Genomic DNA, 22,135 nt, shown 5'->3' with positions numbered 1-22,135 from the left:
CCGGTCGGCAGCCCCCGGTCTGCGGTGTGTCATCAGGTGGACGACATCGCGTTTGTCATCCATTGGATGACATGCTACAACGGTGTCAGTGAGGCGCATTGGCAGCAACTGCCCGAACCTGCTGGAGGTGTTTTCACGATGTTGATGCGCACCGACCCCTTCCGTGAGCTGGACCGGCTGGCGCAGCAGCTGATGGGCCCGGGCACCTGGTCGAAGCCGTCGGCGATGCCGATGGACGCCTACCGCGAGGGCGACGAGTACGTCGTGGCCTTCGACCTCCCCGGCGTCACCGCGGACGCGATCGACATCGACGTCGAGCGGAACATGCTGACGGTCAAGGCCGAGCGCCGGCCGGTGGCGAAGTCCGACGACGTGCAGATGGAGCTGTCCGAGCGGCCGCTGGGCGTCTTCTCCCGCCAGATCGTGCTCGCCGACACCCTCGACACCGAGCACATCCAGGCCGACTACGACGCAGGCGTGCTCACCCTGCGCATCCCGATCGCCGAGCGCGCCAAGCCCCGCAAGATCTCCATCGGCGTCGGATCCGGCCACAAGGAGATCTCCGGCTGACACCGGCCGGCCAGGTGCGGAGGACGGGCACCTGATCTCCCCCTCACCCGCCCTCCGCACCCCTGTGGACAGTCCGAGGAAGAAGGGGGTGGCGGCCGAAATGACTCTGCGACGCGAAGCGTTCCTCGACCGCGTCAAGGAACGCGGCGAGTACGACAGCAGCCAGGAGGCGGACCGCGCGGCCCGTGTGGTGCTGGCCCTGCTCGGCGCGCACCTGGTCGGCGAGGTCCGTGCACAGCTCGCGGCACGTCTGCCGGAGGACTTCGCCCTGATCCTGCTCAACCCGCTGCAGAGCGCCGAACCACTGCCGCCGGAGCGGTTCGTCCGGGCGACCGCAGCCTGGATCGAGGGCGCCACCGAGCAGACCGCGACCTGGGACGTCAGCGCCGTGCTGTCCACGGTCGCCGACACGGCCGGCCATGGCCTGCTGGGCCAGATCCTGCTCCAGCTCCCCGTCGGCTACGACCTGCTCTTCGGCCGCCCCCAGCCCACCTGACCCATACCTCGGTGCCGCCCCACCGGCACCACCCACCCCGCCTCCACGAAAGGCATGCACCGCAGTGATCACCGACCGCGTACCTCTTGAGCACCAGCAGCCGTACGGGACGGCGTATGAGCAGATGCTCGAGAAAGTCCGCTACGAAGGCGCCTACCCCACCCGGGAGAGAGCCGAGGAAGCCGTCCGCCTGGTCCTGGCGGGGCTGGGACGCCGGCTGACCGGCGACGAGCGTGTCGACCTGGCCGCCTGCCTGCCCCGGGAGGCCGCACGTGTCCTGACCGCGCAGATCCCTGACACCCGGCCGCTGACCGGATGGGCCTTCGTCAAGGACCTCGCCGCCCGCTCCGGCGCCTCCCTGGCCACCACCCGATGGGACACCGGCTCCGTCTTCGCGGCCGTCGCCGCCCATGCCGGCCCCGACCTCATCACCCGCATCCTCCGCCGGCTCCCCACCGGCTACGCGCTGCTGTTCGGCCGCGCCGAACTCACCCCGGCCGCGTAGACAGGGCACCCGACGTCCGGGGCCGCAACAGGCGCCCCGCCCCGATCCCCTCCGGCCGGGCCGTGGGCGAGGGGCATCGGCGGTGCCCGAAGGGCGCCTGCGGTGAGCTGCGGGGCGGAGGATAGCGTGCGGGCATGGCGATGACGGGGAAGCGGCGGGTCCTGTACCGGCAGGGCACCGGATTCTGGCGGATGACGGCGAAATGGGTTCTGGTCTTCGGGGCGCTGTCCCTGTTGGACGGCGGGCTGCTCCGGTCGTGGGGCGACGCTCTGGTCTGGCCGTTGATCGGGATCCTGCTGTGGGTGCCGTTCGGGATAGGCCTCGCCTGGTATCCGAAGAAGGACCAACGTGTCGAGCTGACGACACGTGAACTGCGGGTGCGGCGCAAGCGGCTGCCGATGGAAAAGGTGAACCTGCTGCACGTGGCACGGCTGTGGCTGGAGGGGCGGTCAACCGCGGACGACCAGCCGGTGCTCGCATGGATACGGCGCGACCGGGTGGTGTGGGTCCCACTGCAGGACGGCCGCGCGTTCGGCGTGGAGTTCCGCGACCCGGCCGCGTTCGCCAGGGTTTTCGGTGCCTTCGCGGTCGAGGCGTGCGGCGGGCCCGACATCGTCCGCGCGAGGGCCGCAGCGGAGACCTACCCGGAGCCCCGACCGATGCGGCCCCGCCCAGCCGAGGACTCGGGCTCCCGGCTGGACCTCCTGGACATCTTCAACTGACAGCCGGAAACGCCCAGCAGGTGGCTGGGGTCCGTCAGGTGGGCGGTGCGCCGACCAGCCGCGGCGCGGACGCTCACCTCCTCCCGGGAGAGGTCCTGGGCAGAGCGCTCAAGACTGCCGTCGTGCCCGGTCACCGACCGGCGCCGTGCTGGCGCGGACGACCAACGCGGGCTCGACGGACGCGGGTTCCGACGCCGCGCCCGGATCCTCGATGTGGCGCAGCAGGTGGGCGACTGCGAGAGCGCCCATCTCGGCGAACGGCTGGGCGACCGTGGTCAGCGAGGGCGAGCAGTACTCGGCCAGCGCGATGTCGTCCACACCGACGACGGAGATGTCCTCCGGCACCCTCCGGCCGAGCTCGTGCAGGGCGCGGATCACCCCGAACGCCATCTCGTCGCTCGCCACGAACACCGCGGTGACGTCGGGAATCTTGCCCAGAATCAGGCCGTTGCGGTACCCGGAGGCGGGCGTCCAGTCGCCCTCCAGCACCGGCGGCACGGACAGCCCCGCCTCCTCCAGGGTGTCGCGCCAGCCGGCACAGCGGCTGGCGGCGTCGAGCCACTCCTCGGGCCCTGCGACATGCCAGACGGTCTCGTGGCCCAACTCGATCAGGTGGCGGGTCGCCAGCCGCGCCGCCAGGGTCTGGTCGACGGCGACGACCTCGGTGGCAGAGGTCCTCGACCCGTCGACGGTGACGGTCGGCACCGAGCGCGTGAGCTGCTCGATCCTGGGGCTCACATGGACCAGTGGCACCGAGAGGATGACCCCTTCGGCGTCCTGCTCCGCCAGCCGGGACAACGCGTCCTCGATCGCCGCGGTGTCCAGCGACGCGGTGGTCACGGCGCTGACCGCGTACCCGGCTTCGCGTGCCGCGGTCTCGATGCCGAAGACGAGGTTGGCGCGCGAGTAGAAGTTGGTCTGCAACGTGACGACACCGATCGTCCGGCTACGCCCGGACGAGAGCATCCGCGCCGCGTTGTTCTTGCGGTAGCCGAGCTGCTCGACGGCAGCGAGCACCTTGGCGCGGGTCTTGTGCTGGACGTTGGGATGACCGGCCAGGGTCCGGGACACCGTCTGGGCGGAGACTCCGGCGAGGCGGGCGACGTCGGCCATGCCGGGCTGCCGCGTGGCGCCGTCGTCGGCCGTCCGCTTCCTCGCGGGTGTCTCGTCGGCTCCCGGTGTTTCCGATGACATCGCTCGCCTCTCCCAGAGAAACCGCGGCACGTGCTGCCTCGGCCCAGCTGATGTTTCCTGCCGGGCAGTCTAGCCAGGCGGCCCCTATTGGCATCGATAACATCATCTGCCATAGTTCCCGCCAGCACCCGGCATCGAGTGGATCGAATCCAGTAAGGAAGCCGTAGCTGACGTCGAGGAGACGGAGTGGCGGGCGATTTGGCAGCGATAACATCGCGCGGGGCCGTCGATTGAGGAACCCGCCGAGCCCAGGACACCTCCACGCACCGGCCCTGCGGGCCGACCAGCACCCTGCTCCACCGGGACCGCGGTCCCCGGACCTCGGCCCCGGTCCCCGGCGGCCCCCCTGCCCGCCCCTGTCGTTCGGACCCGCGCCGGCCCCCGTGCCGCACTCTCCACCGTCTCCGTCCCTCACCCGCTCCGAGGAGGAAGTACCAAGTGGACACCATGGCACCCCTATCACCTCGCCCACCCGGACGCAGACGAGTGCCACGCCCGGGCGCCGTCGCCGCGGTGCTGGGCCTCACCCTCGGCATGCTGTCGACCGCCGCCGTCCCCGCCGGTGCGGTACTGCCCCGCGCCGCCGCGGCCCCGGCGCCGACGGGGACGCCGGTGGAACTGAGCCGGGGTGGGCTGACCGTCACCGTGGCGAAGGAGTTCCCCCAGGTCATCTCCTACCGGCTGGGTGAGCGTAGCCTCGGCGGGCAGGCATCGGCCCTGGACAGCTTCACCATCAACGGCACACCGCACCGCGCCACCACCACCATGGAGGCGAAGGGCAGCAGCGCGACCTACACCTCCACCTTCGAGGACCTGCCCGACCTCACCATCACCTCGACCATCATGGTGACCGAGGAGACGACGGTCGTCTTCGCCGTCGAGAAGATCTCCGGAAAGGCCGCCCCGACCGTACGCACCCTCGCGATCCCCGGTCAGTCCCTCGTCTCCGTCGACTCCTCCGACCCGGGCGCGAACCTCGCCCGGACGAGGATCTCCACGGACTCGACGACGACCGCCGACCGGTTCATCCCCATCACCGCCGGCACGGTTCCGGACAAGGAGGCCGTGGGCACCCCGTACGCGTTCGTCGGCAACGCGCAGCTGTCGGCGGGCATCGTCACCAACGCGACCGAGGACTCGCCGCAGAACGACAACACCAACTGGAACACCCGCCTGCAGTCGCGCATCGTCGACGCGGGCGACGGCCGGCGCCGGGCCGAGCTGTCGGTCGGCACCTACACCTACCAGCCCGAGGGCGCGACCGACCCCCGCGTCGGCACCTACGAGCTGCCCCGGGCGACCGTGGTCCTCGCCGCCGACTCCAACGACGACGGCACAGTGGACTGGCAGGACGGCGCAATCGCCCACCGGGAGCACATGCGACGCCCGCTCGGCGCCGAGCGGGTGCCCGAGCGTGTGGTCCAGCGGATCCCCTTCAACTTCGCGAGCCAGGCCACCAATCCGTTCCTGAAGACGCTGGACAACACCAAGCGCATCTCCATGGCCACCGACAATCTCGGGCAGTGGGTGCTGGAGAAGGGCTACGCCAGTGAGGGCCACGACTCCGCCCACCCCGACTACGGCGGCAACGAGAACGTCCGCGCGGGCGGGCTGAAGGACCTCAACCGGCTCACCGGAACCGGCGCCCGCTACAACGCGGACTTCGCCGTGCACGTCAACGCCACCGAGGCCTACGCGCAGGCGAAGACGTTCAGCGAGGACATGGTCAAGGGTCAGCAGAACGGGTGGGACTGGCTCAACCAGGCGTACCACATCAACCAGCGCAAGGACCTCGGCACCGGCGCCGTCCTGGACAGGTTCAAGAAGCTCCGCAAGGAGTCGCCGGGCATCAAGACCGTCTACATCGACGCCTACTACTCCAGCGGCTGGCTGGCCGACGGACTGGCCGCCGAACTACGGAAGATGGGATTCGAGGTCTCCACCGAGTGGGCGTACAAGTTCGAGGGCTCGTCCCTGTGGTCCCACTGGGCCGCCGACAAGAACTACGGCGGCGCCACCAACAAGGGGATCAACTCCAACATCGCCCGCTTCATCGCCAACTCCGACCGCGACGTGTGGAACGTCGACCCGCTGCTCGGCGGCGCCAACATCGTCGAGTTCGAGGGCTGGACCGGTCAGGACGACTGGAACGCCTTCTATCGCAACATCTGGACCGACAACCTGCCGACCAAGTTCCTCCAGCACTACGAGGTGATGGACTGGGACCTCGGCAGGTCCGCGGCCCTCACCGGCGGCGTGGGCGTGAAGTCCGTCGAGGGCGAGCGGCAGATCTCCATGGGCGACGCCGTGGTCCTCAAGGGCGACACCTACCTGCTGCCGTGGGGGGACGCCCACAAGGGCGACGGCACCTCCTCTCCCGGTGACGCCGACAAGATGTACTTCCACAGCGCCTCCGGCGGCACGCACACCTTCCAGCTGACCGAACAGTTCGCGGGCACCAAGGACTTCGTTCTCCACGAGCTCACCGACCAGGGCAGGGTGGAGAAGGCCCAGGTGAAGGCCCACGACGGGCAGGTGACGCTCACCGCCGAGAAGGGGCAGCCCTACGTCCTGGCACCGAAGGGCGGCAAGGCTCCGCACGAGGACCCGCACTACGGTCGGTTCACCGGCCTGTCCGACCCCGGCTTCAACAACGGGAACCTGAGGGACTGGAACGCGCGGGGCGGCGCGGAGATCGTCCGGGCGGACAACGGCGACAACGTCGTCCGTCTGGGCAGCGGTGCCTCCGGGATCTCCCAGAAGGTCTCCGGCCTCACTCCGGGCAAGCGGTACACGCTCAGCGCGGACGTCGAGATCGGTCCCGGCGAACGCCGGGACACCACGCTCCGGGTGCGCGGCGGCAAGGACGCCGCGGTGAAGACCTTCGACATCACTCCGGCACAGAACAAGATGGCGGCCGACGAGAAGCGGGACACCTACGCCCAGCGGGCCGCCGTCTCTTTCACGGCACCGCGCGGTGGCACGGTCACCGTGGAGCTCGGGGCCGTCGCGGGCAGTGCCGCGGTCGTCCTGGACGACGTACGCATCATGGCGGACACCACCGCGCCGCTCCCCCGCGGCAAGGACGGCACCGTGATCGCCCATGACGACTTCGAGGGCAACCAGCCGGGCTGGGGCCCGTTCGTCAAGGGCGACGCCGGCGGCGTCACCGACCCCCGCACGAGCGTCAGCGACCTGCACGAGCCCTACAGTCAGAAGGCGTGGAAGAACACCTACTCCCCGTACGACACCGGCACGCTGAAGGGCAAGGCGGTCGACGACGTGATCGCCGGGCGGCACTCGTTGAAGTCCCATGCGGAGAACACCGGGCTGGTCTACCGCACGACCCCGGCCACGGTGCCGTTCAAGGAGGGCCACAAGTACAAGGTCTCCTTCTCGTACCAGACCAACATCGAGAACCAGTGGGCCTGGGTCACCGGCGCGGACCGGATCGCGGACGGGGAGGCCGGCTCCCGGGACATCACCCGTGACGTCCTGGAGCCCGCCCTGAGCACGGCGACCCACTCCCGTGAGATCGTCGCCGGCTGCGGGGACACCTGGGTCGGACTGCGCAAGCTCGGCAGTGCCCGGGGCACGGACCTCGTGATCGACGACTTCACCGTGACCGACCTGGGCAAGGCCGAGGGCGGGGCCGCCTGCGCCGGTGTCACGACCCCGTCCGGCGCCGAGCTGAGCCCGGGCGTGCCCGGTGAGTACGTCACGACCTTCACCAACCACGAGACGGCCGATGCCGTGAACGTCGGCATCCGGTTCCAGGGGCTGCCCGAGGGCTGGAAGGCCGAGGTGAAGGAGAAGGACGGCAATCTCTTCGGGACCGTGAAGCCGGGTGCGAGCGTGCGCACCACATGGCTCCTCACGCCGCCGGCCGACACGAACGACACCTCACCCGTATGGAAGGTGACCGCCACGTACGCCCATGCGGGGGCCACCAGGACCGTGTCGGCGGACGCCCGGGCAGCGGTGACCGACGCACCCGTGCTCTCCCCCGGCTCGATGACCGCGACTGCCGATTCGGAGAACCTTTCTTCGGGCGTCGGCGAAGGGCCGGTGTCCAACGTGCTCGACGGCGACGCCGGCACCATCTGGCACACCGACTACACGGCCTCCCAGGCCCCGTATCCGCACTGGGTGACGCTGGAGCTCGGCGGCGCGGCCGACATCGACGGCTTCGGATATCTGGGCCGTCAGAGCGGCGGCCAGAACGGACGTGTCGGCGATTACGAGGTGGCGGTGTCTCAGGACGGCGAGGCCTGGACGACCGTGGCCAGGGGCACCATGAAGGACGCCCCGCAGACACAACGGGTCTCCTTCGACCGGGTCCGTACCTCGCACGTGCGGTTCACCGCACTCAACGCGCTCAACAAGCAGCCGTACGCGGCCGCCGCGGAGATGCGCGTGTACGGCGTGCCGGTGGAGCTTCCTACGGGGTATCCCCCGGGCGAACGCCCCGACGACGCCCGTTGAGGCGGTCGGCAAGGCAATCATTGGTATAGACCTGGTACGGAGGGCTCATGCACAGACGCATTCGCACGCTCACTACCGCCGGCGCATGTTTCGCAGTGGCAACCACCATGGCGTTCGGGAGTCTGCCGGCCGCCGCCGCGACGGACGCCGTGACCCGCGCGTCGGCCGCGCTGCCGCCGGTCTCACCGAACCCCCAGTCCCTCGCGCACGCGGGTCGCGATGCCGTCGTGACCGGCCGAGTGCTCGTCGTGGCCGACGAGGGAACGGACGCCGGTGCCCGTGCCCGCCTCGTCCGGGAGTTGAGGGCGCACGGCGCCGACCGGGTGGACGTCGTCGCCCCGGGCAGGGTTCCCGGGGCGACGGCCGGCCTGCTCACCGTGCGGATCGGCACCGCCACGCGCCCCGACATCGCGGCGGCGCTCGGGGACACCCAGGTGCCGGACCACGCCGAGGGCTATGCGCTGCGCGTCTCGGGGTCCAAACCGGGGGCGCAGGTCGTCCTCGGAGGCAAGGACGCCGCCGGCCAGTTCTACGCCGTGCAGACCCTGCGCCAGCTGTTCGTCCGTGACGGCGACGACGGCTGGAAGGTGGCGGGCGTACAGGTCAGTGACTTCCCCTCGATGCCGCTGCGCGGCACCATCGAGGGCTTCTACGGGCAGCCGTGGACGCACGCCGAACGTCTCGACCAGATGGACTTCTACGGAGACGTCAAGGCCAACACCTACATCTACGCACCCAAGGACGACCCCTACCACCGGGGCAAGTGGCGCGAACCCTACCCCGCGGACAAGCTCGCGGAGCTGGGCGAGCTGGTGAGGCGGGCCACGGCGAACCACGTGCGTTTCACCTTCGCCGTCTCCCCCGGCGAGTCGATCTGCTACTCCGACCCCGCCGACCGCAAGGCGCTCAAGGCCAAGCTCCAGGCACTGTACGACCTGGGGACCCGCGCCTTCTCCATACCGCTCGACGACATCAGCTACACCCGTTGGAACTGTGAGAGCGACAGGGCGGCGTTCGGCGAGCCCGGCCGTGGAGCGGCCGCCGAGGCACAGGTCGATCTGCTCAACGACGTGCAGCGCACCTTCATCGCCACCCACGACGGTTCGCAGCCGTTGCAGATGGTGCCCACCGAGTACGGCGACCTCACCGACACGGCCTACAAGCAGACCCTGCGGGGCACCCTGGACCCGGCGGTCGAGGTGATGTGGACCGGCACGGCCGTCGTACCGCCACAGATCACCAACGAAGAGGCCGACCAGGTCTCGAAACTCTTCGGCCGCAAGGTCTTCGTCTGGGACAACTACCCGGTCAACGACTTCGGCAACACCAGCGGGCGCCTGCTGCTCGCGCCGTACGACAAGCGTGAGGCCGGTCTGTCCGAGCACCTGTCCGGCATCGTGGCCAACCCCATGAACCAGCCGTACGCCAGCAAGGTCGCCGTCTTCGGCACCGCGGACTTCTCCTGGAACGACCGGGCGTACGACGCGCGGGAGAACTGGCCGCGCGCCATGTCCTACCTCGCGGGCGGCGACCGCGAGGCCACCGACGCCCTGCTCGTCCTCGGCGACCTCGAACACATGGCCCCGACCTTCGGCGCAACGCCCTGGCAGCCCCAGGCCCCCGAACTCGCCCGGCGCGTGGCGCAGTTCTGGACAGCATGGGACGAGGGAGACCGCTCCGGGGCCGTCAAGGCCCTGCGCGCCTACGCCAAGGCCGTCGAACGGGCCCCGGCCACCATCCGCGGCGGAGCCGTGGAGAAGGGATTCACCGTGGACGCGGGCCCCTGGCTGGACGCCACCGAGTTGTGGGGCAAGTCCATGGTCACGATGCTCGATGCGCTCGCGGCGCGACAGGCGGGGCACAAGGAGACGTCGGACCGGCTGCTGGCCGAATCGAACGACCTGCAACAACGGGCCCGGGCCGTGCGGGTCGATCCCCCGCGCAACTCCTGGGGCAAGGTCCAGCCCAAGGTCGGTGACGGAGTGCTCGACGCCTTCCTCGTACAGGCCGACGTCCGACTGCAGCTGTGGGATGCCTCCGGAGGCGGGGAGAACCTTGCCCTGAAGGGGACGGCGTCCGCGTCCAGCGTGGAGCAGAACCTCGACCGCCTGGCCCCCCGTCACGTCAACGACGGGCTGACGGGCACCCGCTGGGCATCCGGGTACGCCGACGACGAGTGGGTGCAGATCCAGCTCGCCGCGCCGGCGAAGGTCGCCGCGGTGACCCTCGCATGGGAGAACGCCTGCGCGACGGAGTACACCGTCCAGACGTCTGAGGACGGTGTGAACTGGAAGACGGTGTCCACACAGCGCCCGGACAGCTGCGGCAACGACGTCGTCCGACTCACCGCCGACGAAGCGGTGCGGTACGTCCGCATGCAGGGCGTCAAGAGGAAGACGACCTGGGGCTACTCGATCCACGAGATGGGCGTGTACGGAGCCCCCGTGTCCTGAGACGGCCGTCCGAGTCGCGCCACCGCACGCTCTACTGGGGCGGTCCCTTCCGGGGCCGCCCCACGCACCGTTGTCCGCAGGGTCGCCGCAGGGGGAGCCGTGCCTCCAGGGTTCGGCAGAGGAGCTCGGGGCGTACGGGTCAGCTCGCCCCGCCCTGGCCGGCGCTGCCCATCGGGCCGACCTTGACGGGGGAGCCGGCGCTGTCGGTGACGGGCAGGCTGGCGGCGCCCGGCCACTCGAGGGACAACGACTTCGTCTCGTTCGGCGGCGTCACCACAAGTCCGGTGATGCTGACGCCGGAGCCGCCCGAGTCGTTGACCGGGTAGGTGATGCCGAAGGACACCGACTCGCCGTCCTTGAGGATCACGGGGCTGGACTCCTGACCACTGCGCTCGGCGGACAGGTCCCCCTCGCTGGTCTTCAGGTCGACGCCCGCGTATCCGGACAGGGCACAGTCCCGGCCCCCGCCGTTCTTGAACGTGACCGCGACCGAGCCCTCGGCGTCTCCGTCGATGGTGGTGTCGGACGCGGTGATGTCCAGCTCGTCGGTGCGGCACTTGCCTACCTCGGCGTTCGCGTCGGAACCGCTCCCGTCGGTCGTGCCCTGCCCACCGGAGCCCTCCGCGGCGGAGTCCTTCCCGCCACCCTGCTCAGAACCACCCTGATCCGAACCGCCCGAGCCCGAACCGCCGCCCGACGCGGACGCAGAGGACGCGGACGACCCGTCCCTCTGCTCCGCGCCGTCATCGCCGTTGCAGGCCGTGAGCGACAGACCCGCGGCAACGGCCAGGGCAGCGAAGGTGAGCTTGCGAACGCGCATCGTTTCTTCCTCAGTCTCGGTGGGAGGTGCCGGCCGCTCGGTACGAGTCGGTACGAGTCGGCACGAGCGAACGTTTCTGATCACCAGGACCCGCCCGACCCGCTAGGCCGTTCCGCCCAACTGCTGCCTAGGACACCTCTGTTACACACACAGCCCGGCACACTGCGGACCACCACGCGGACCGCCACGGGGAAACCGGCCCCTCCCGTACCCCTGCCGTGCCCCTCCTTGACGTCGTCCGGCCCAGGAAACAGGGCCCGAGCACGGGGCTCCCGGCACTTCGCGGCCCATCCGGCGGCCGGCCGGGACGCCGGTTCCGGCCACCGATCGGCACCGTTTCGCGATCACCGCCCGCTGGGACAGACGCGTAACCCAGCGGATCTTGACCACGCTTGGACATATCTGCGCGATCGGCCGGACCTGCCGTCTTGCCATACCGTGTGACGCAGATGGCCCGGCCCACGGCGGTGACGCACGCTCCCCCTCCGCTCCACCAAAACTCCCTGTCTTCTCGCCCGATTGCATGTTCAACTGTGACCGACGTAACCCAAGCAGCCTCGCCGGAGCCACTTTGCCCATACGCATCACTGCCCTCGCCGATCCCGAACGCACCTCGTCGGGCTACCGCCTCGCGTGGCTGGCCAGCCGGGACGACGGTGATCCGCTGGGATCGGCATTTCTCCGCGTGTTCACCCGGGCGGGCCAGGATCACCTGGCCGAGCTGCAGCTGAACGTCCACCCCGCGGAGCGGCGTCGACAAGTCGGCTCCCGGCTCCTCAGGACGGCGGTGGCGGCAGCGCGGGAGGCGGGCAGGCGGTCGGTGGTCGCGCAGGCCGACAGTGGCACGCCCGGCGATCACTTCCTTGCCGCGAACGGCTTCCGCAAGGTGCTGACACTGACGTACGCCCGGCTCGCGCTGGATGAGTGGGACAGCGGCAAGGTCGACGGGATCGACGCGATCGTCGAGCGTCCGCACCCCGGCTACCGTCTCGTGTCATGGCTCGGCACCGTCCCCGAGGAGCTGGCCAAGACCTTTGCCGACTCTCGCCGCGCGATGGACGACATGCCGATGGACGACACCGACTACGGTGTCGTGGCCTGGGACGTCGAGCGGGTCGTGGCCGCCGCCAAGGCGATCGCCGACCGCGGAGAGCTGCTCAGCACGGTGGCCGCCGTCGACGAGGCGGACGGCTCGATCGTCGGCTTCTCGGAGCTCGTCGTGCCGGGCGACGGCAAGGGTGAAGGGCTGCACTACGGCACCGGCGTACTGCCCGAGCACCGCGGCCACGGCATCGGCCGCTGGATGAAAGCCGAGTCGATCCGCCTCGCCCGCACCAACCACCCCGAACTCGCGGGCCTGGTCACCGACACGGCGGACAGCAACACGCACATGCGCCGCATCAATGACGCGCTGGGGTACCTCCCCACCCACCAGGCCCTGGAGTACCAACTCGACCTGTGAAATCGGCCGAGGGCCTAGAGGCCACGGTGCCCGCGATGCCCGGCCGCGTGGGGACCGGCACGTGAGCGGTGGGCCGGTCGGGGGCACGGCGCGGTCGTCCGGCCCGGGTCAAGACGGTGGCGTTCACCGCGCTCCCTCTTCGCGCCAGGTTCCTCACCAGTGACGAGAGCGCACTGCCGGAGGTGCTCCACCGCTTCGAACGTAGAGCAGTGGCGGCCGCCCAGACCGACCACCCGGGTCAGCCGTTGGAGGAGACGCCGCCCTCGCGGGCGTCGAGCAGCTCGTCCCAGTGCTCGGCCGCCCATTGGCACGCGGCGGTCAGCGGCTCCAGCGCGCTGCGGCCCAGCGGTGTCAGCGCGTACTCCACCCGCAGTTTCGGGTCGGCGTGCACCGTGCGTGACACGAACCCGTTCCGCTCCAAGCCGCGGAGCGACTGGGTGAGTGCCTTCGGCGTGACGCGGCTCAGTGGCACGCGGAGTTCGGAGTATCTGCGCGGGCCGGCTTCAAGGCAGCGGAGGACCATGGAGGCCCACTTGTCACCGAAGCGGAAAGGCAGCAGCGAGGACGGGCACAGCTCGTCGAACAAGTCGGGTGGCAGCGGTGGCCGTTGCGTCATCGAGGGTCTCCCGTCTCCGGTCTTGGTATCCAGATGGTGACCGACCTTCTGGATACCTTCCGGAGCATCGACTCAACGGCGGGTATTCCGACGACGGGCAGGATCGTGGCTTTCGGGGCGGGTGGCCGCCCGCCTGCGCGACGACCTCACCGATCCGCACCTCAGCAGAGCAGCGGGCGTCGAATGAACACCATTATTTCGACCTGTAAAGGTTAGGCAGGACATTATGCGTGCAGCCCGGTTCCATGAATACGGCGGAGCGGAGAGGCTGGTGATCGAGCAGGCTCCCGACCCCCACCCCGGACCTGGTGAGATCCGTGTCCGCGTCGCGGCGGCCGGCGTCAATCCCATCGACTGGAAGCTGCGCGCCGGCGCCCTGCACCAGCTGATTCCCGTGGAGCTGCCCGCCATTCCCGGGCGCGACGCCGCCGGCGTGGTCGACGAAGTCGGTGACGGAGTACAGGGGGTGAGCATCGGCGACCGCGTCTTCGGGCTGGGCGGTGTCACCGGCTCGACCGCAGAGCTGGTCGTCCTCTCGGCCTGGGCCCACGCCCCCGACACATGGAACGACGAGCAGGCTGCGGGCGCCGGGCTCGCGTCGGTGACCGCGATGCGTGGCCTGAACGCGCTCGGCTCCCTCGCGGGGCGCACCCTTCTCGTCGAGGGCGCCGCCGGAGGCGTGGGCAGCGCGGCAGTCGAGATCGCTGTGGCACAAGGTGCCACCGTGATCGGGACAGCCAGCGAACGCAACCACGAGTTCCTCACGTCTCTCGGCGCCGTTCCCACCACCTACGGCGCCGGTCTCGCGCAGCGCCTCTCCGCTCTCGCTCCGCACGGCGTCGACATCGCGCTCGACACCGCGGCCTCGGGATCCCTGGACGACCTCGTCACTGTCACGGGCGACCCGACACGCGTCGCGACGGTCGCCGACCACGCAGGCGGGCAGCGCCTGGGCACACACGTGGTCAACGCGGAGAACGACTCCACCCTCCTGTCCGCGGCCGCGGAACTGGGCCGGCAAGGCCGCTACACACCCCGTATCGAGCAGACCTACCCCCTGGAGCGGATCGTCGACGCCCACGCGCACGCCGAGCGCGGCCGCACACGCGGAAAGATCGTGATCTGCATCTGAAGCGGGCGCATGGCACAGATGCGCCGGCCCGCCAAGGGACGATCTTGGCGGGCCGGCGCCGAGTGCTCAGCGCCGGACGTCTGCCACTGACGGATGCGCGGATCCGACTGGAACGCGACACGGGATGCCCCGGATCAGCAGTTCGACTCGAGCCCGAGCTGCGCAAGGAGTTGCCGACCGTCCTCGACGAGGTGCGCCGACCTGTCGGGCGACCGAGGCCGTGCGCGGGTCAGCGCGTGTCCTGAGACGCGGGCCGGGCCCGGGTGACCGGGCAGGCGTGCCTGCCGATGCCCCGGACCCATGATGACCGAACCCCGGCGGGTCAGGTCTGCGGCTGGAGAGCGGGACCGAGTGAGGAGAACTTCTCCTTGCTGACGATTCGCCGAGGCGGCCATGTGATGTTCTCCGGCGGCCAGCTCTGACCGGTCCGCTTCAGGAACCACGCGGGCGGCTCGTACATCGGTGGCTCATAGCCCTCCGGGAGAGCCGTCCGCCACTCCACTCCCTCGCGCCGCTTGTCGAACTCCTCCTTGATGTCCCGCAGCAGCTCCGGCTTCACCAGCAGGTCGACCGCCGTGGCCGCCAGGTACTGGGCCGCCGCACGGATCGCGGCGTGTCCGGGTGACGAACCCGCGCACGAGGCGGTGGACCAGGTGTGCATCTTCGTGCCGATGGGTGCCAGTGCCGCGCCCATGGAGACGGTGGGCACCTGCCAGCTGATGTCGGCGACATCGGTGGACCCGCCGCCGAGGAAGACCGGGTTGGGCGGGGCCAGCTCGCTGATCTTGTCGTGCAGGCCCGACTGCGGCAGCCCCAGCGACTTCTGCAACTCCTTGGCCAGCCGCTGTGCCTCGGCGGAGAACTCCGGCGGGCCGAGCTGCCGCATGTTGTCGTACATCAGCTCGGCGAACGCCTTGGAGGGGAGCTGGTTCCAGCAGGCGGAGGTGATCTTGTGCTGCACGGAGGTGCGGCTGGCCTTGGCGGCGGCCTCGGAGACGGCGATCACCTTCTCCAGCAGGGAGTCGACCCGCTCGACGCTGCCCTCACGGACGTAGTACGAGATCTGCGCGATCTCCGGGGTGACGTTCGGTATGTCGCCGCCGTTGTTGATCACCCAGTGCAGCCGGGCGGCGGGACCCATGCTCTCCTCGCGGAGGAACTCCGACATGGACGCCATCATGACGGCCGCGTCCAGCGCGCTCTTGTTGCCGAGCGGGGTGCCGCCGTGGCCCGCGACCCCGAGGAAGGTGAAGGTGATGGCGGTCATCGCGTTGGACGTGCCCCAGCCGGTCGCGTTGCCGGTCGAGGGGTGCCAGTCGAGGAACGCGTCCAGGCCGTCGTACACGCCCTGGCTGACCGCGTACGTCTTGCCGATGAGCTGTTCCTCGGCGGTGGAGCCGAAGAACTTGACCGTCACGTCGAGGTTGTGGCGACGGGCCGCCGCCGCGACCGCTGCGGCTGCGGCGGCGGCAGCGGTGCCGAGCGCGCAGTGGCCGCAGCCGTGACCGGGACCGTACCCCGGGGCGAAGGGGTCGTGGACGTACTCCCTCGGGTCGTGCTCCCCGGCGCCGGCCTTCTGCGACAGGCCGGGCAGCGCGTCGTACTCGCCGCTGAACCCGATCACCGGGCCGCCCTCGCCCCGCCGGTAGGTCGCGGTGAAGGCGGTCGGGAAACCCGCCGTGCCGAACTCGATGTCGAAACCGGCCTTGCGCAGGAAGTCGGCCTGGGCGAGGGAGGAGTTCCACTCCCGGAGACTCAGTTCGGCGTGCTCCCAGATCTCGTCGTTGAGGTCCGTGATCCGGGAGGCGTTCTGCTCGATCCAGCCGAGTGCGGTGCGCTTGGCCTCCGAGTCCTCGGCGAGGCCCTTGGGCGGGGTGTACGCGGCAGTCTCCGCCTCGGTCACGCCCAGGGGGCCGTCGGCCGTGGCCGCAACCGCCGGATCGGCCGTCGCTGTCACCGCAGTGGTGGCGATCCCCGCGGCGCTCAGCAGCTGGACGATCTGACGTCGGCTGAGGCCGGACGCTGCGGTGGCTTCATGGCTGTGCTCATTGGGATCGTGCAGGTCGCACACGGAGGCGCCTCCGGTTCGCTTGGTATGTACATGCATACGGGCGTTCCGCGTACGATCCACTGCCCGCATTACGGAGTCAAGAGCTGGGGATCACCGAGGTGTTACGCGTGTCACCTCAGGGCGAAGAAGTACGGAAATGTACGGGCGCATCACTGAGGTAGGCATCGGCCCACTCGGGTACTCGCCGCTGCGAGAGAGGAGGACCGCTATGAGCACCGTCAAGGAAGCAGTGGAAGTCGAGGTCCCGGTCCGCACCGCCTACAACCAGTGGACCCAGTTCGAGGAGTTCCCGCAGTTCATGGAGGGCGTCGACGAGATCACACAGATCGACGACCGCCACAACCACTGGACCACCAAGATCGGCGGAGTACGGCGGGAGTTCGACACCGAGATCGTCGACCAGCTCCCTGACGAGCGGATCACGTGGCGCACCATCAGCGGCGACGTCCAGCAGAAGGGCACGGTCCGCTTCCAGCGCGTGGACGACACCCACACCCGGGTGGAACTCGTGATGGACGTGGAGCCCGGCGGAGTCGCGGAGAAGGCCGCGGACATGATGGGGACGATAGACCGGCGCGTGAAGGGCGACATGCGGCGATTCAAGGACTTCATCGAGCACCAGGGGGGTGAGTCCGGGGGCTGGCGCGGCCGCATCACGCCTGGCTGAGCGCGAGGGGCCCGACCAGAGGGGCACGACCAGCGGGCGGTCGCCGTGGGTAGTCAGCGGCGCCTGTGCCGCCTGAATGTCCTGTGACGTCTGTGACCTCTGTGATGTCCGTCGGGCGTGCGCCGTCTGCTCCGCCGCCACGGGACGAACCCGGGCGGCGGAACGGGCGGCGCTGATGTGTGCCGACGGGGGGCCGGTTCAGGTGAGGGCGGGAGTGTGCCGGCGGTCGTCGGGCTCGGACGGACGCCCCAGGGTGATGGTGCGGGTGCCCGGAGCGAAATGAGCGAAGGAGTGCGCCCAGTCCTGCCCCGGCCAGTAGTAGGTCACACGGCCCTCGCCGGGGAGGTACTGGGCCGTGTACACCGTGCCCAGCCACGCGTCGTACGCGTACTGGTACAGCGGCGGTCGCAGCATCGCCGCGACGTCGGCGCCCGCCGCCTGTACGGCGGCCAGCCGAGTCCGTGTGCGGGTGACTCGTTCCTGCTCGTCCGGGACGGGGAGGTGCTGGTGGTTGGCGGCGCAGGAGTCCGGCGTCTCGGTGAGCGGGATGTCCGGGCCGACGTGGACCGTCACGGTCCGGTGCGGGTCGACGAGGGTGACGTTCTGCGGTATCGCGATGGGCAGGGTGCGTAGCCTGGCCACGGCTTCGTCGACGGTCCGGCAGGTCTCCAGCAGACAGCGCAGCACGATGGGGAGGGCGAAGCCGCGCCCGTGGACATACCGTCCGCCGAAGGTGAGCGACACCGCGAGGCCGGCGTCGTTCATGCCGTCGAGCAGGCCCCATCCGGCTTCCTGCATACCGATCACGGGACGGAGGAAGTGGGAGGAGACGATGGTGCCTTCGCAGTGTTCGGGAGCGAAGTCGTAGTTCCTGAGCAGCGTGCCGTTGGTGCCGATCTGGGTACAGCCGGAGAAGAACGGCCGCACCGCTGCCAGAGTGAGAAGCGTTCCGGCACGGGGTGAGGCCAGTTGGGCGGAGAGCCGGTCCAGGGTCGGGATCAGTTCGGGCATGTGCTCCTCGAAAAGCCGGCGGGCACGGGCCGCGCCCTCGGGTGTCCGGCCCTCCTCGGTCAGCCAGTGCTCCGCATCCTCCATCGCAGGCCGCACCCGCTCGGCCCATCGCCCGTCGCCGCCGTCACCGATCTCGACGGCGTGGAACGTCTTCACGTAGTGGCTCATGACGTAGGACTCAACATGCCGGCCCGCCTGGATTTCAATGCCCCGGGCGTCGCAGTGGGTGTTGCCTGTTTCACCGGCCTGTGTGATGGGTGGGGGTGCCCGGGACGACGGCCCGGGCACCCCCTGTTGTCCGCGCGGCAGCGCCGTCCGTCAGCCGGTGAACCGCTTGACGAAGGCGAGTGCGGTGTCGGGCCTCACCTCACCTTCGCCAGAACAGGTGGTGCGTCACGCCGCTCGGGCTGGGCACGACCTCGAGGTGGAACCGGTCCAGCAGCTCCTGCGGGGACTCCCAGAGCCGCAGCCCGGAGCCGAGCGTCACCGGCGAGACGGCCACATGAAGGGTGTCCACCAGATCGGCGTCCAGGAACTGCCTGATGGTGGTGACTCCGCCCCCGAGCCGGACGTCCTTGCCTCGCGCCGCCTCCCGTGCCCGCTGGAGGATCGTGGCCGGCTCCCCCTCGACGAAGTGGAACGTGGTGCCGCCGAGCGTGAACGACGGACGCCTGTGATGCGTCAGGACGAAGACCGGCGTGCGGAACGGCGGTTCCTCACCCCACCAGCCGCGCCACTCCTCGTCCGGCCAGGGCCCGCGTTGCGGCCCGAACTTGTTGCGGCCCATGATCTCCGCGCCGATGTTGCGGGAGAAGTCCCGGGTGAAGTAGTCGTCCAGGCCCCGGCTGCCGCCGGGATCCGTACGCATGGGCCAGCTCGCCGTGGCTCCGGCCCAGGCGAACAACCTCTCGGCGTGGTCGAGCCCGAACGGTCTGTCCAGACTCTGGTGCTCACCGGCGCCGACTCCGTCGCGCGTGACATTGAAGTTCATGACCCTCAGCAGTTGATCCACGCGATCACCTCGTCCTGTTCGTTCCTGCCGTCGTGGTGCGGCGAGGCGCCGCACACCAGGACGTCGAACGGGACACGCCAGAATCGACACCCCCTTGCGAAGCCGACTCGGATCGTCGGCACCCGGCTCGGCGATCAGGTATCCCCTCGCACACGTCATCCACCAGGCCTCGGTCGTCCGGTTCCTGGTAGCGCCGCCACAACGGCTCCTGTTGCTGTGCCGGCTGTGTCATCGTCGCCATCGGTCGGGGCTGTCTGGGGCGGCGGGCAGGGGGCGGCGGCTGGTGACGCGGGTCCCGGACGGCGGGAGTCGGGTTGGTGGGTCTGGGGCCCTGTTGATGTTGGCGGCCGAAGCCGCTTGACTCATTCTCGGCTTGCGCATTCGCACGCCGTAACGGACGACGAAGGAGTGGACCGTGGATCGACGAAGGCTGCTGGGCACGGCGGCGGCCGCGGCCGGTGTGGCACTGTTACCGGGCAAGGCCACGGCGGCCGGAGAGGGCTTGGCCGCACGGGTGCGGCCCTACCTCGACCGCGCGCTGGCTGCCGGCGCTCCGAGCGCGGTATTCGGTGTCATCCGCGGTGGCCGACGGTATGTGGCTGGTGCCGGCCAGGAGGGCCCCGCCCCCGACGGTAGGACCGTGTTCCAGCTCGGCTCGATCGGCAAGACGCTCACCGCCACCGCGCTGGCGCGCGCGGTGGGTGCGGGTACGGCGCGCCTGGACACGCCGCTCAGCCGGCCGTCCGGGTTCACCGTCCCCCGTGGGAAAACCCGGCGGATCACCCTGCGCGACCTGGCGACCCACTCCTCCGGTCTGCCCTCCCTTCCCGCCAACCTCCTGGCCGAGGCGGACCCGTACAACCCGTACGCGCACTACACGTTGGAGGACTTGGCCGCCGGTCTGCGCCAGACCTCTCTGGACAACGAGCCGGGCAGCGCGTACGCATACTCCAACCTGGGATTCGGGCTGCTCGGCCAGGCGCTGGCCTTCGACGGCGTGGACGCCATGCTGCAGCGCCGGGTGGCCGCACCACTGGGCCTGTGGGACACGACCACGGCCCTTCGGCCGGACATGGCTTCCCGCAAGGCCGTCGGCCATATGGCCGGGGAGGCCGTTCCCGACTGGCGCGATCGTGTCCTCAGCGGTGCGGGCACCTCGATGTACAGCACCGTCGACGACATGCTCCGCTACCTGGATGCCCAACTGCGCCCGGAACGCTCGCCACTGCGGAACGCGATCGAGCTGTCGCAGCGACACCACTTCACCGACCCCGCCACGGGCCTCCGGCTGGGGCTCGGCTGGCACTTCGGCGCGCTGTCCGACGGCCGGACGATGACCTGGCACAACGGTGGCACCTACGGCTTCAGCACCTGTGCGGCGTTCGACCGGAAGAACGGAACGGCGGTGATGATGATGGTGAACACTTACAGCGATGTCGCACGCCCATTCGACATGCTGGTCTTTTCCCTGCTCGACGAACTCGCCGGCTCCTGAGCCGCCCGTTCCCCGTCTACAGCGGCAAGTGACGCCGGACGTCCGTGCCGGTGGCGTCGACGCCGAGGTGGCGTTCACGTCGGTCGACGGCGAAATCAACGACCGTATCGACGAGGCCTGTTCGGAGCCGATCTCTGTGTGCGTCGGCTCAGCGGTGGTGGGGCCGGGGCTGGGCCCGGCGCCGGGTGGCGTGGAGGGAGCCGAGGAGATCGAGGGCCTGGGCGCTGGGGCTGCCTGGTTCGGCGTGGTAGATGACGAGCTGCTGGCCGGGTGCGTTGCGTACGTCGAAGGCCTGGTAGGTGAGGGTGAGGGGACCGACGTCCGGGTGCAGGAACTGCTTGGCGTCCTGGGTCTTGCCGCGCACGGTGTGGGAGCTCCAGAGCCGGGAGAACTCCGCGCTGTGCTCGGTGAGGGTGCGCACGAGTTCGCGCAGCCGTGGGTTGTCCGGGTCGAAGCCGACTGCCTGGCGCAGATTGGCGACGGTCGCCTGGGCCGCCCGATCCCAGTCCGAGTAGAAATGACGGCCTGCGGGGTCGATGAAGGTCATACGGGCCAGGTTGTCCGCCGGCGCGAACGGGGCATACAGGGCATCGGTCAGCGCGTTGGTGGCCAGGAGGTCCAGGGTCCGGCTCATGACGAACGCCGGAGTGTTCGGGTAGCCGTCCATCAACTGGCGCAGCGCGGGACTGACCCGCTCGGCGGCGTGGGCGGCAGGCCGGTCGTTCGGTGTGGCCCCGGCCAGGCGGTACAGGTGCGCGCGGGCATCCGCGTCGAGGCGCAGCGCGTGGGTGAGTGCTTCGAGCACCTGGGGGGAAGGGTGGCGCTCGCGCCCTTGTTCCAGGCGGGTGTAGTAGTCGGCGTTCACTCCGGCCAGGACGGCGACCTCCTCGCGGCGCAGTCCGGCGACTCTGCGGGCCCCGTGGCTCGCCATGCCGACGTCCTCCGGTTGCAGGCCGGCGCGGCGTGTGCGCAGGAAGTCTCCCAGGTGGTTGTCGTCCATGTGCTCAGGCTAGGCGGCGCCCCGGTGTACTGCCTGGGTGTGCCGCACCCAGGCAGCACGCGTCCTGGTTGATGACCGCTGACCTGCCCAGACTCGGTGGAGCAGGAACGAACCGCACCAACCGAGGAGAGAGTCCGCCATGGCCACGACCACCGGTGACGACGACGCCGACGTTGTCGGGATGTGGGTGACCGCAGACGGTCATATCCGTCAGGAGCTGCTGCCGGACGGCCGCTACGACGAAGCCCGCGGCGAGCGGCGCAGCGCGTACACGGGCCGGTACACGGTGACCGGCAGCCACCTGGACTACGTCGACGACACCGGGTTCACCGCGACCGGCGACATCCGGGACGGAGTGCTCTACCACGAGCACCTCGTGCTCTACCGGGAGCAGAAGTCGCCTTGACAGAGGCCGCCCGGGTCG

Annotated in this window: 18 protein-coding genes; 11 read left to right on the top strand and 7 right to left on the bottom strand. The window is 70.0% G+C overall.

The annotated features are described in order from the left end of the window. The first annotated feature begins 138 nt into the window (after positions 1-138). From ACIGO6_RS31440 to ACIGO6_RS31425, 4 genes are all read left to right on the top strand, one after another. Positions 139-570 carry an Hsp20/alpha crystallin family protein gene (locus tag ACIGO6_RS31440; RefSeq protein WP_399882311.1) on the top strand — a complete coding sequence of 144 codons (432 nt, stop codon included), beginning with the start codon at positions 139-141 and terminating at the stop codon, positions 568-570. A 100-nt stretch (positions 571-670) separates the two neighbouring features. Continuing rightward, on the top strand, positions 671-1,066 hold the full coding sequence (locus ACIGO6_RS31435) for a DUF2267 domain-containing protein (protein ID WP_399882309.1): 396 nt from the start codon (positions 671-673) through the stop codon (positions 1,064-1,066). Between the two features lie 64 nt (positions 1,067-1,130). Beyond that, entirely contained in the window at positions 1,131-1,571 is a 441-nt protein-coding gene (locus ACIGO6_RS31430; protein WP_399882307.1) for a DUF2267 domain-containing protein, read from the top strand. A gap of 134 nt (positions 1,572-1,705) precedes the next feature. Then, positions 1,706-2,293 carry a hypothetical protein gene (locus ACIGO6_RS31425; RefSeq protein WP_399882305.1) on the top strand — a complete coding sequence of 196 codons (588 nt, stop codon included), beginning with the start codon at positions 1,706-1,708 and terminating at the stop codon, positions 2,291-2,293. Between the two features lie 108 nt (positions 2,294-2,401). On the opposite strand, the gene ACIGO6_RS31420 is transcribed toward ACIGO6_RS31425, so the two are convergent. Further along, positions 2,402-3,487, bottom strand: a complete 1,086-nt coding sequence (locus ACIGO6_RS31420) for a LacI family DNA-binding transcriptional regulator (protein ID WP_399882303.1) — start codon at positions 3,485-3,487, stop codon at positions 2,402-2,404. Between the two features lie 486 nt (positions 3,488-3,973). Here ACIGO6_RS31420 and ACIGO6_RS31415 point away from each other — a divergent pair, with 486 nt between their 5' ends. Further along, entirely contained in the window at positions 3,974-7,972 is a 3,999-nt protein-coding gene (locus ACIGO6_RS31415; protein WP_399882301.1) for an endo-alpha-N-acetylgalactosaminidase family protein, read from the top strand. Positions 7,973-8,079: 107 nt separating this feature from the next. Continuing rightward, positions 8,080-10,425: a beta-N-acetylglucosaminidase domain-containing protein gene (locus ACIGO6_RS31410; protein ID WP_399882299.1), complete on the top strand. Its 2,346-nt coding sequence runs from the start codon at positions 8,080-8,082 to the stop codon at positions 10,423-10,425. Between the two features lie 139 nt (positions 10,426-10,564). Here the strand turns inward: ACIGO6_RS31410 and ACIGO6_RS31405 are convergent, their stop codons facing one another. Next, a complete protein-coding gene (locus ACIGO6_RS31405; RefSeq protein WP_399882297.1) occupies positions 10,565-11,245 on the bottom strand; it encodes a DUF4232 domain-containing protein in 681 nt (226 codons plus the stop codon). Positions 11,246-11,816: 571 nt separating this feature from the next. On the opposite strand from ACIGO6_RS31405, the gene ACIGO6_RS31400 reads away from it, so the two are divergent. Beyond that, positions 11,817-12,707 carry a GNAT family N-acetyltransferase gene (locus ACIGO6_RS31400; protein ID WP_399882295.1) on the top strand — a complete coding sequence of 297 codons (891 nt, stop codon included), beginning with the start codon at positions 11,817-11,819 and terminating at the stop codon, positions 12,705-12,707. 238 nt (positions 12,708-12,945) lie between these two features. Here the strand turns inward: ACIGO6_RS31400 and ACIGO6_RS31395 are convergent, their stop codons facing one another. Further along, positions 12,946-13,323: a winged helix-turn-helix transcriptional regulator gene (locus tag ACIGO6_RS31395; RefSeq protein WP_399882293.1), complete on the bottom strand. Its 378-nt coding sequence runs from the start codon at positions 13,321-13,323 to the stop codon at positions 12,946-12,948. A 226-nt stretch (positions 13,324-13,549) separates the two neighbouring features. Between ACIGO6_RS31395 and ACIGO6_RS31390 the strand changes: the two genes are divergently transcribed. Next, positions 13,550-14,455, top strand: coding sequence for an NADP-dependent oxidoreductase (locus ACIGO6_RS31390; RefSeq protein ID WP_399882291.1), 906 nt, complete (start codon positions 13,550-13,552; stop codon positions 14,453-14,455). Between the two features lie 322 nt (positions 14,456-14,777). On the opposite strand, the gene ACIGO6_RS31385 is transcribed toward ACIGO6_RS31390, so the two are convergent. After that, positions 14,778-16,526: an amidohydrolase gene (locus tag ACIGO6_RS31385; RefSeq protein ID WP_399882289.1), complete on the bottom strand. Its 1,749-nt coding sequence runs from the start codon at positions 16,524-16,526 to the stop codon at positions 14,778-14,780. A gap of 208 nt (positions 16,527-16,734) precedes the next feature. On the opposite strand from ACIGO6_RS31385, the gene ACIGO6_RS31380 reads away from it, so the two are divergent. Further along, on the top strand, positions 16,735-17,193 hold the full coding sequence (locus ACIGO6_RS31380) for an SRPBCC family protein (protein WP_399882287.1): 459 nt from the start codon (positions 16,735-16,737) through the stop codon (positions 17,191-17,193). 198 nt (positions 17,194-17,391) lie between these two features. Here the strand turns inward: ACIGO6_RS31380 and ACIGO6_RS31375 are convergent, their stop codons facing one another. Both ACIGO6_RS31375 and ACIGO6_RS31370 read right to left on the bottom strand, forming a co-directional pair. Further along, positions 17,392-18,372, bottom strand: a complete 981-nt coding sequence (locus ACIGO6_RS31375) for a C45 family autoproteolytic acyltransferase/hydolase (protein ID WP_399882285.1) — start codon at positions 18,370-18,372, stop codon at positions 17,392-17,394. Between the two features lie 199 nt (positions 18,373-18,571). Then, entirely contained in the window at positions 18,572-19,216 is a 645-nt protein-coding gene (locus ACIGO6_RS31370) for a dihydrofolate reductase family protein (RefSeq protein WP_399882283.1), read from the bottom strand. Positions 19,217-19,631: 415 nt separating this feature from the next. Here ACIGO6_RS31370 and ACIGO6_RS31365 point away from each other — a divergent pair, with 415 nt between their 5' ends. Next, positions 19,632-20,711 (top strand): serine hydrolase domain-containing protein, encoded by a 1,080-nt coding sequence (locus ACIGO6_RS31365; RefSeq protein ID WP_399882281.1) that lies wholly within the window; start codon positions 19,632-19,634, stop codon positions 20,709-20,711. A 148-nt stretch (positions 20,712-20,859) separates the two neighbouring features. Here ACIGO6_RS31365 and ACIGO6_RS31360 read toward each other — a convergent pair whose 3' ends face one another. Next, positions 20,860-21,711 carry a helix-turn-helix transcriptional regulator gene (locus tag ACIGO6_RS31360; RefSeq protein WP_399882279.1) on the bottom strand — a complete coding sequence of 284 codons (852 nt, stop codon included), beginning with the start codon at positions 21,709-21,711 and terminating at the stop codon, positions 20,860-20,862. A 139-nt stretch (positions 21,712-21,850) separates the two neighbouring features. Here ACIGO6_RS31360 and ACIGO6_RS31355 point away from each other — a divergent pair, with 139 nt between their 5' ends. After that, on the top strand, positions 21,851-22,117 hold the full coding sequence (locus ACIGO6_RS31355; RefSeq protein ID WP_399882277.1) for an Atu4866 domain-containing protein: 267 nt from the start codon (positions 21,851-21,853) through the stop codon (positions 22,115-22,117). Positions 22,118-22,135 lie beyond the last annotated feature (18 nt).

Origin of the sequence: Streptomyces sp. NPDC053750, assembly GCF_044544295.1 — a bacterium.
Classification (GTDB): Bacteria; Actinomycetota; Actinomycetes; order Streptomycetales; family Streptomycetaceae; genus Streptomyces.
This window is presented reverse-complemented; position numbering and strand designations above follow the sequence as displayed.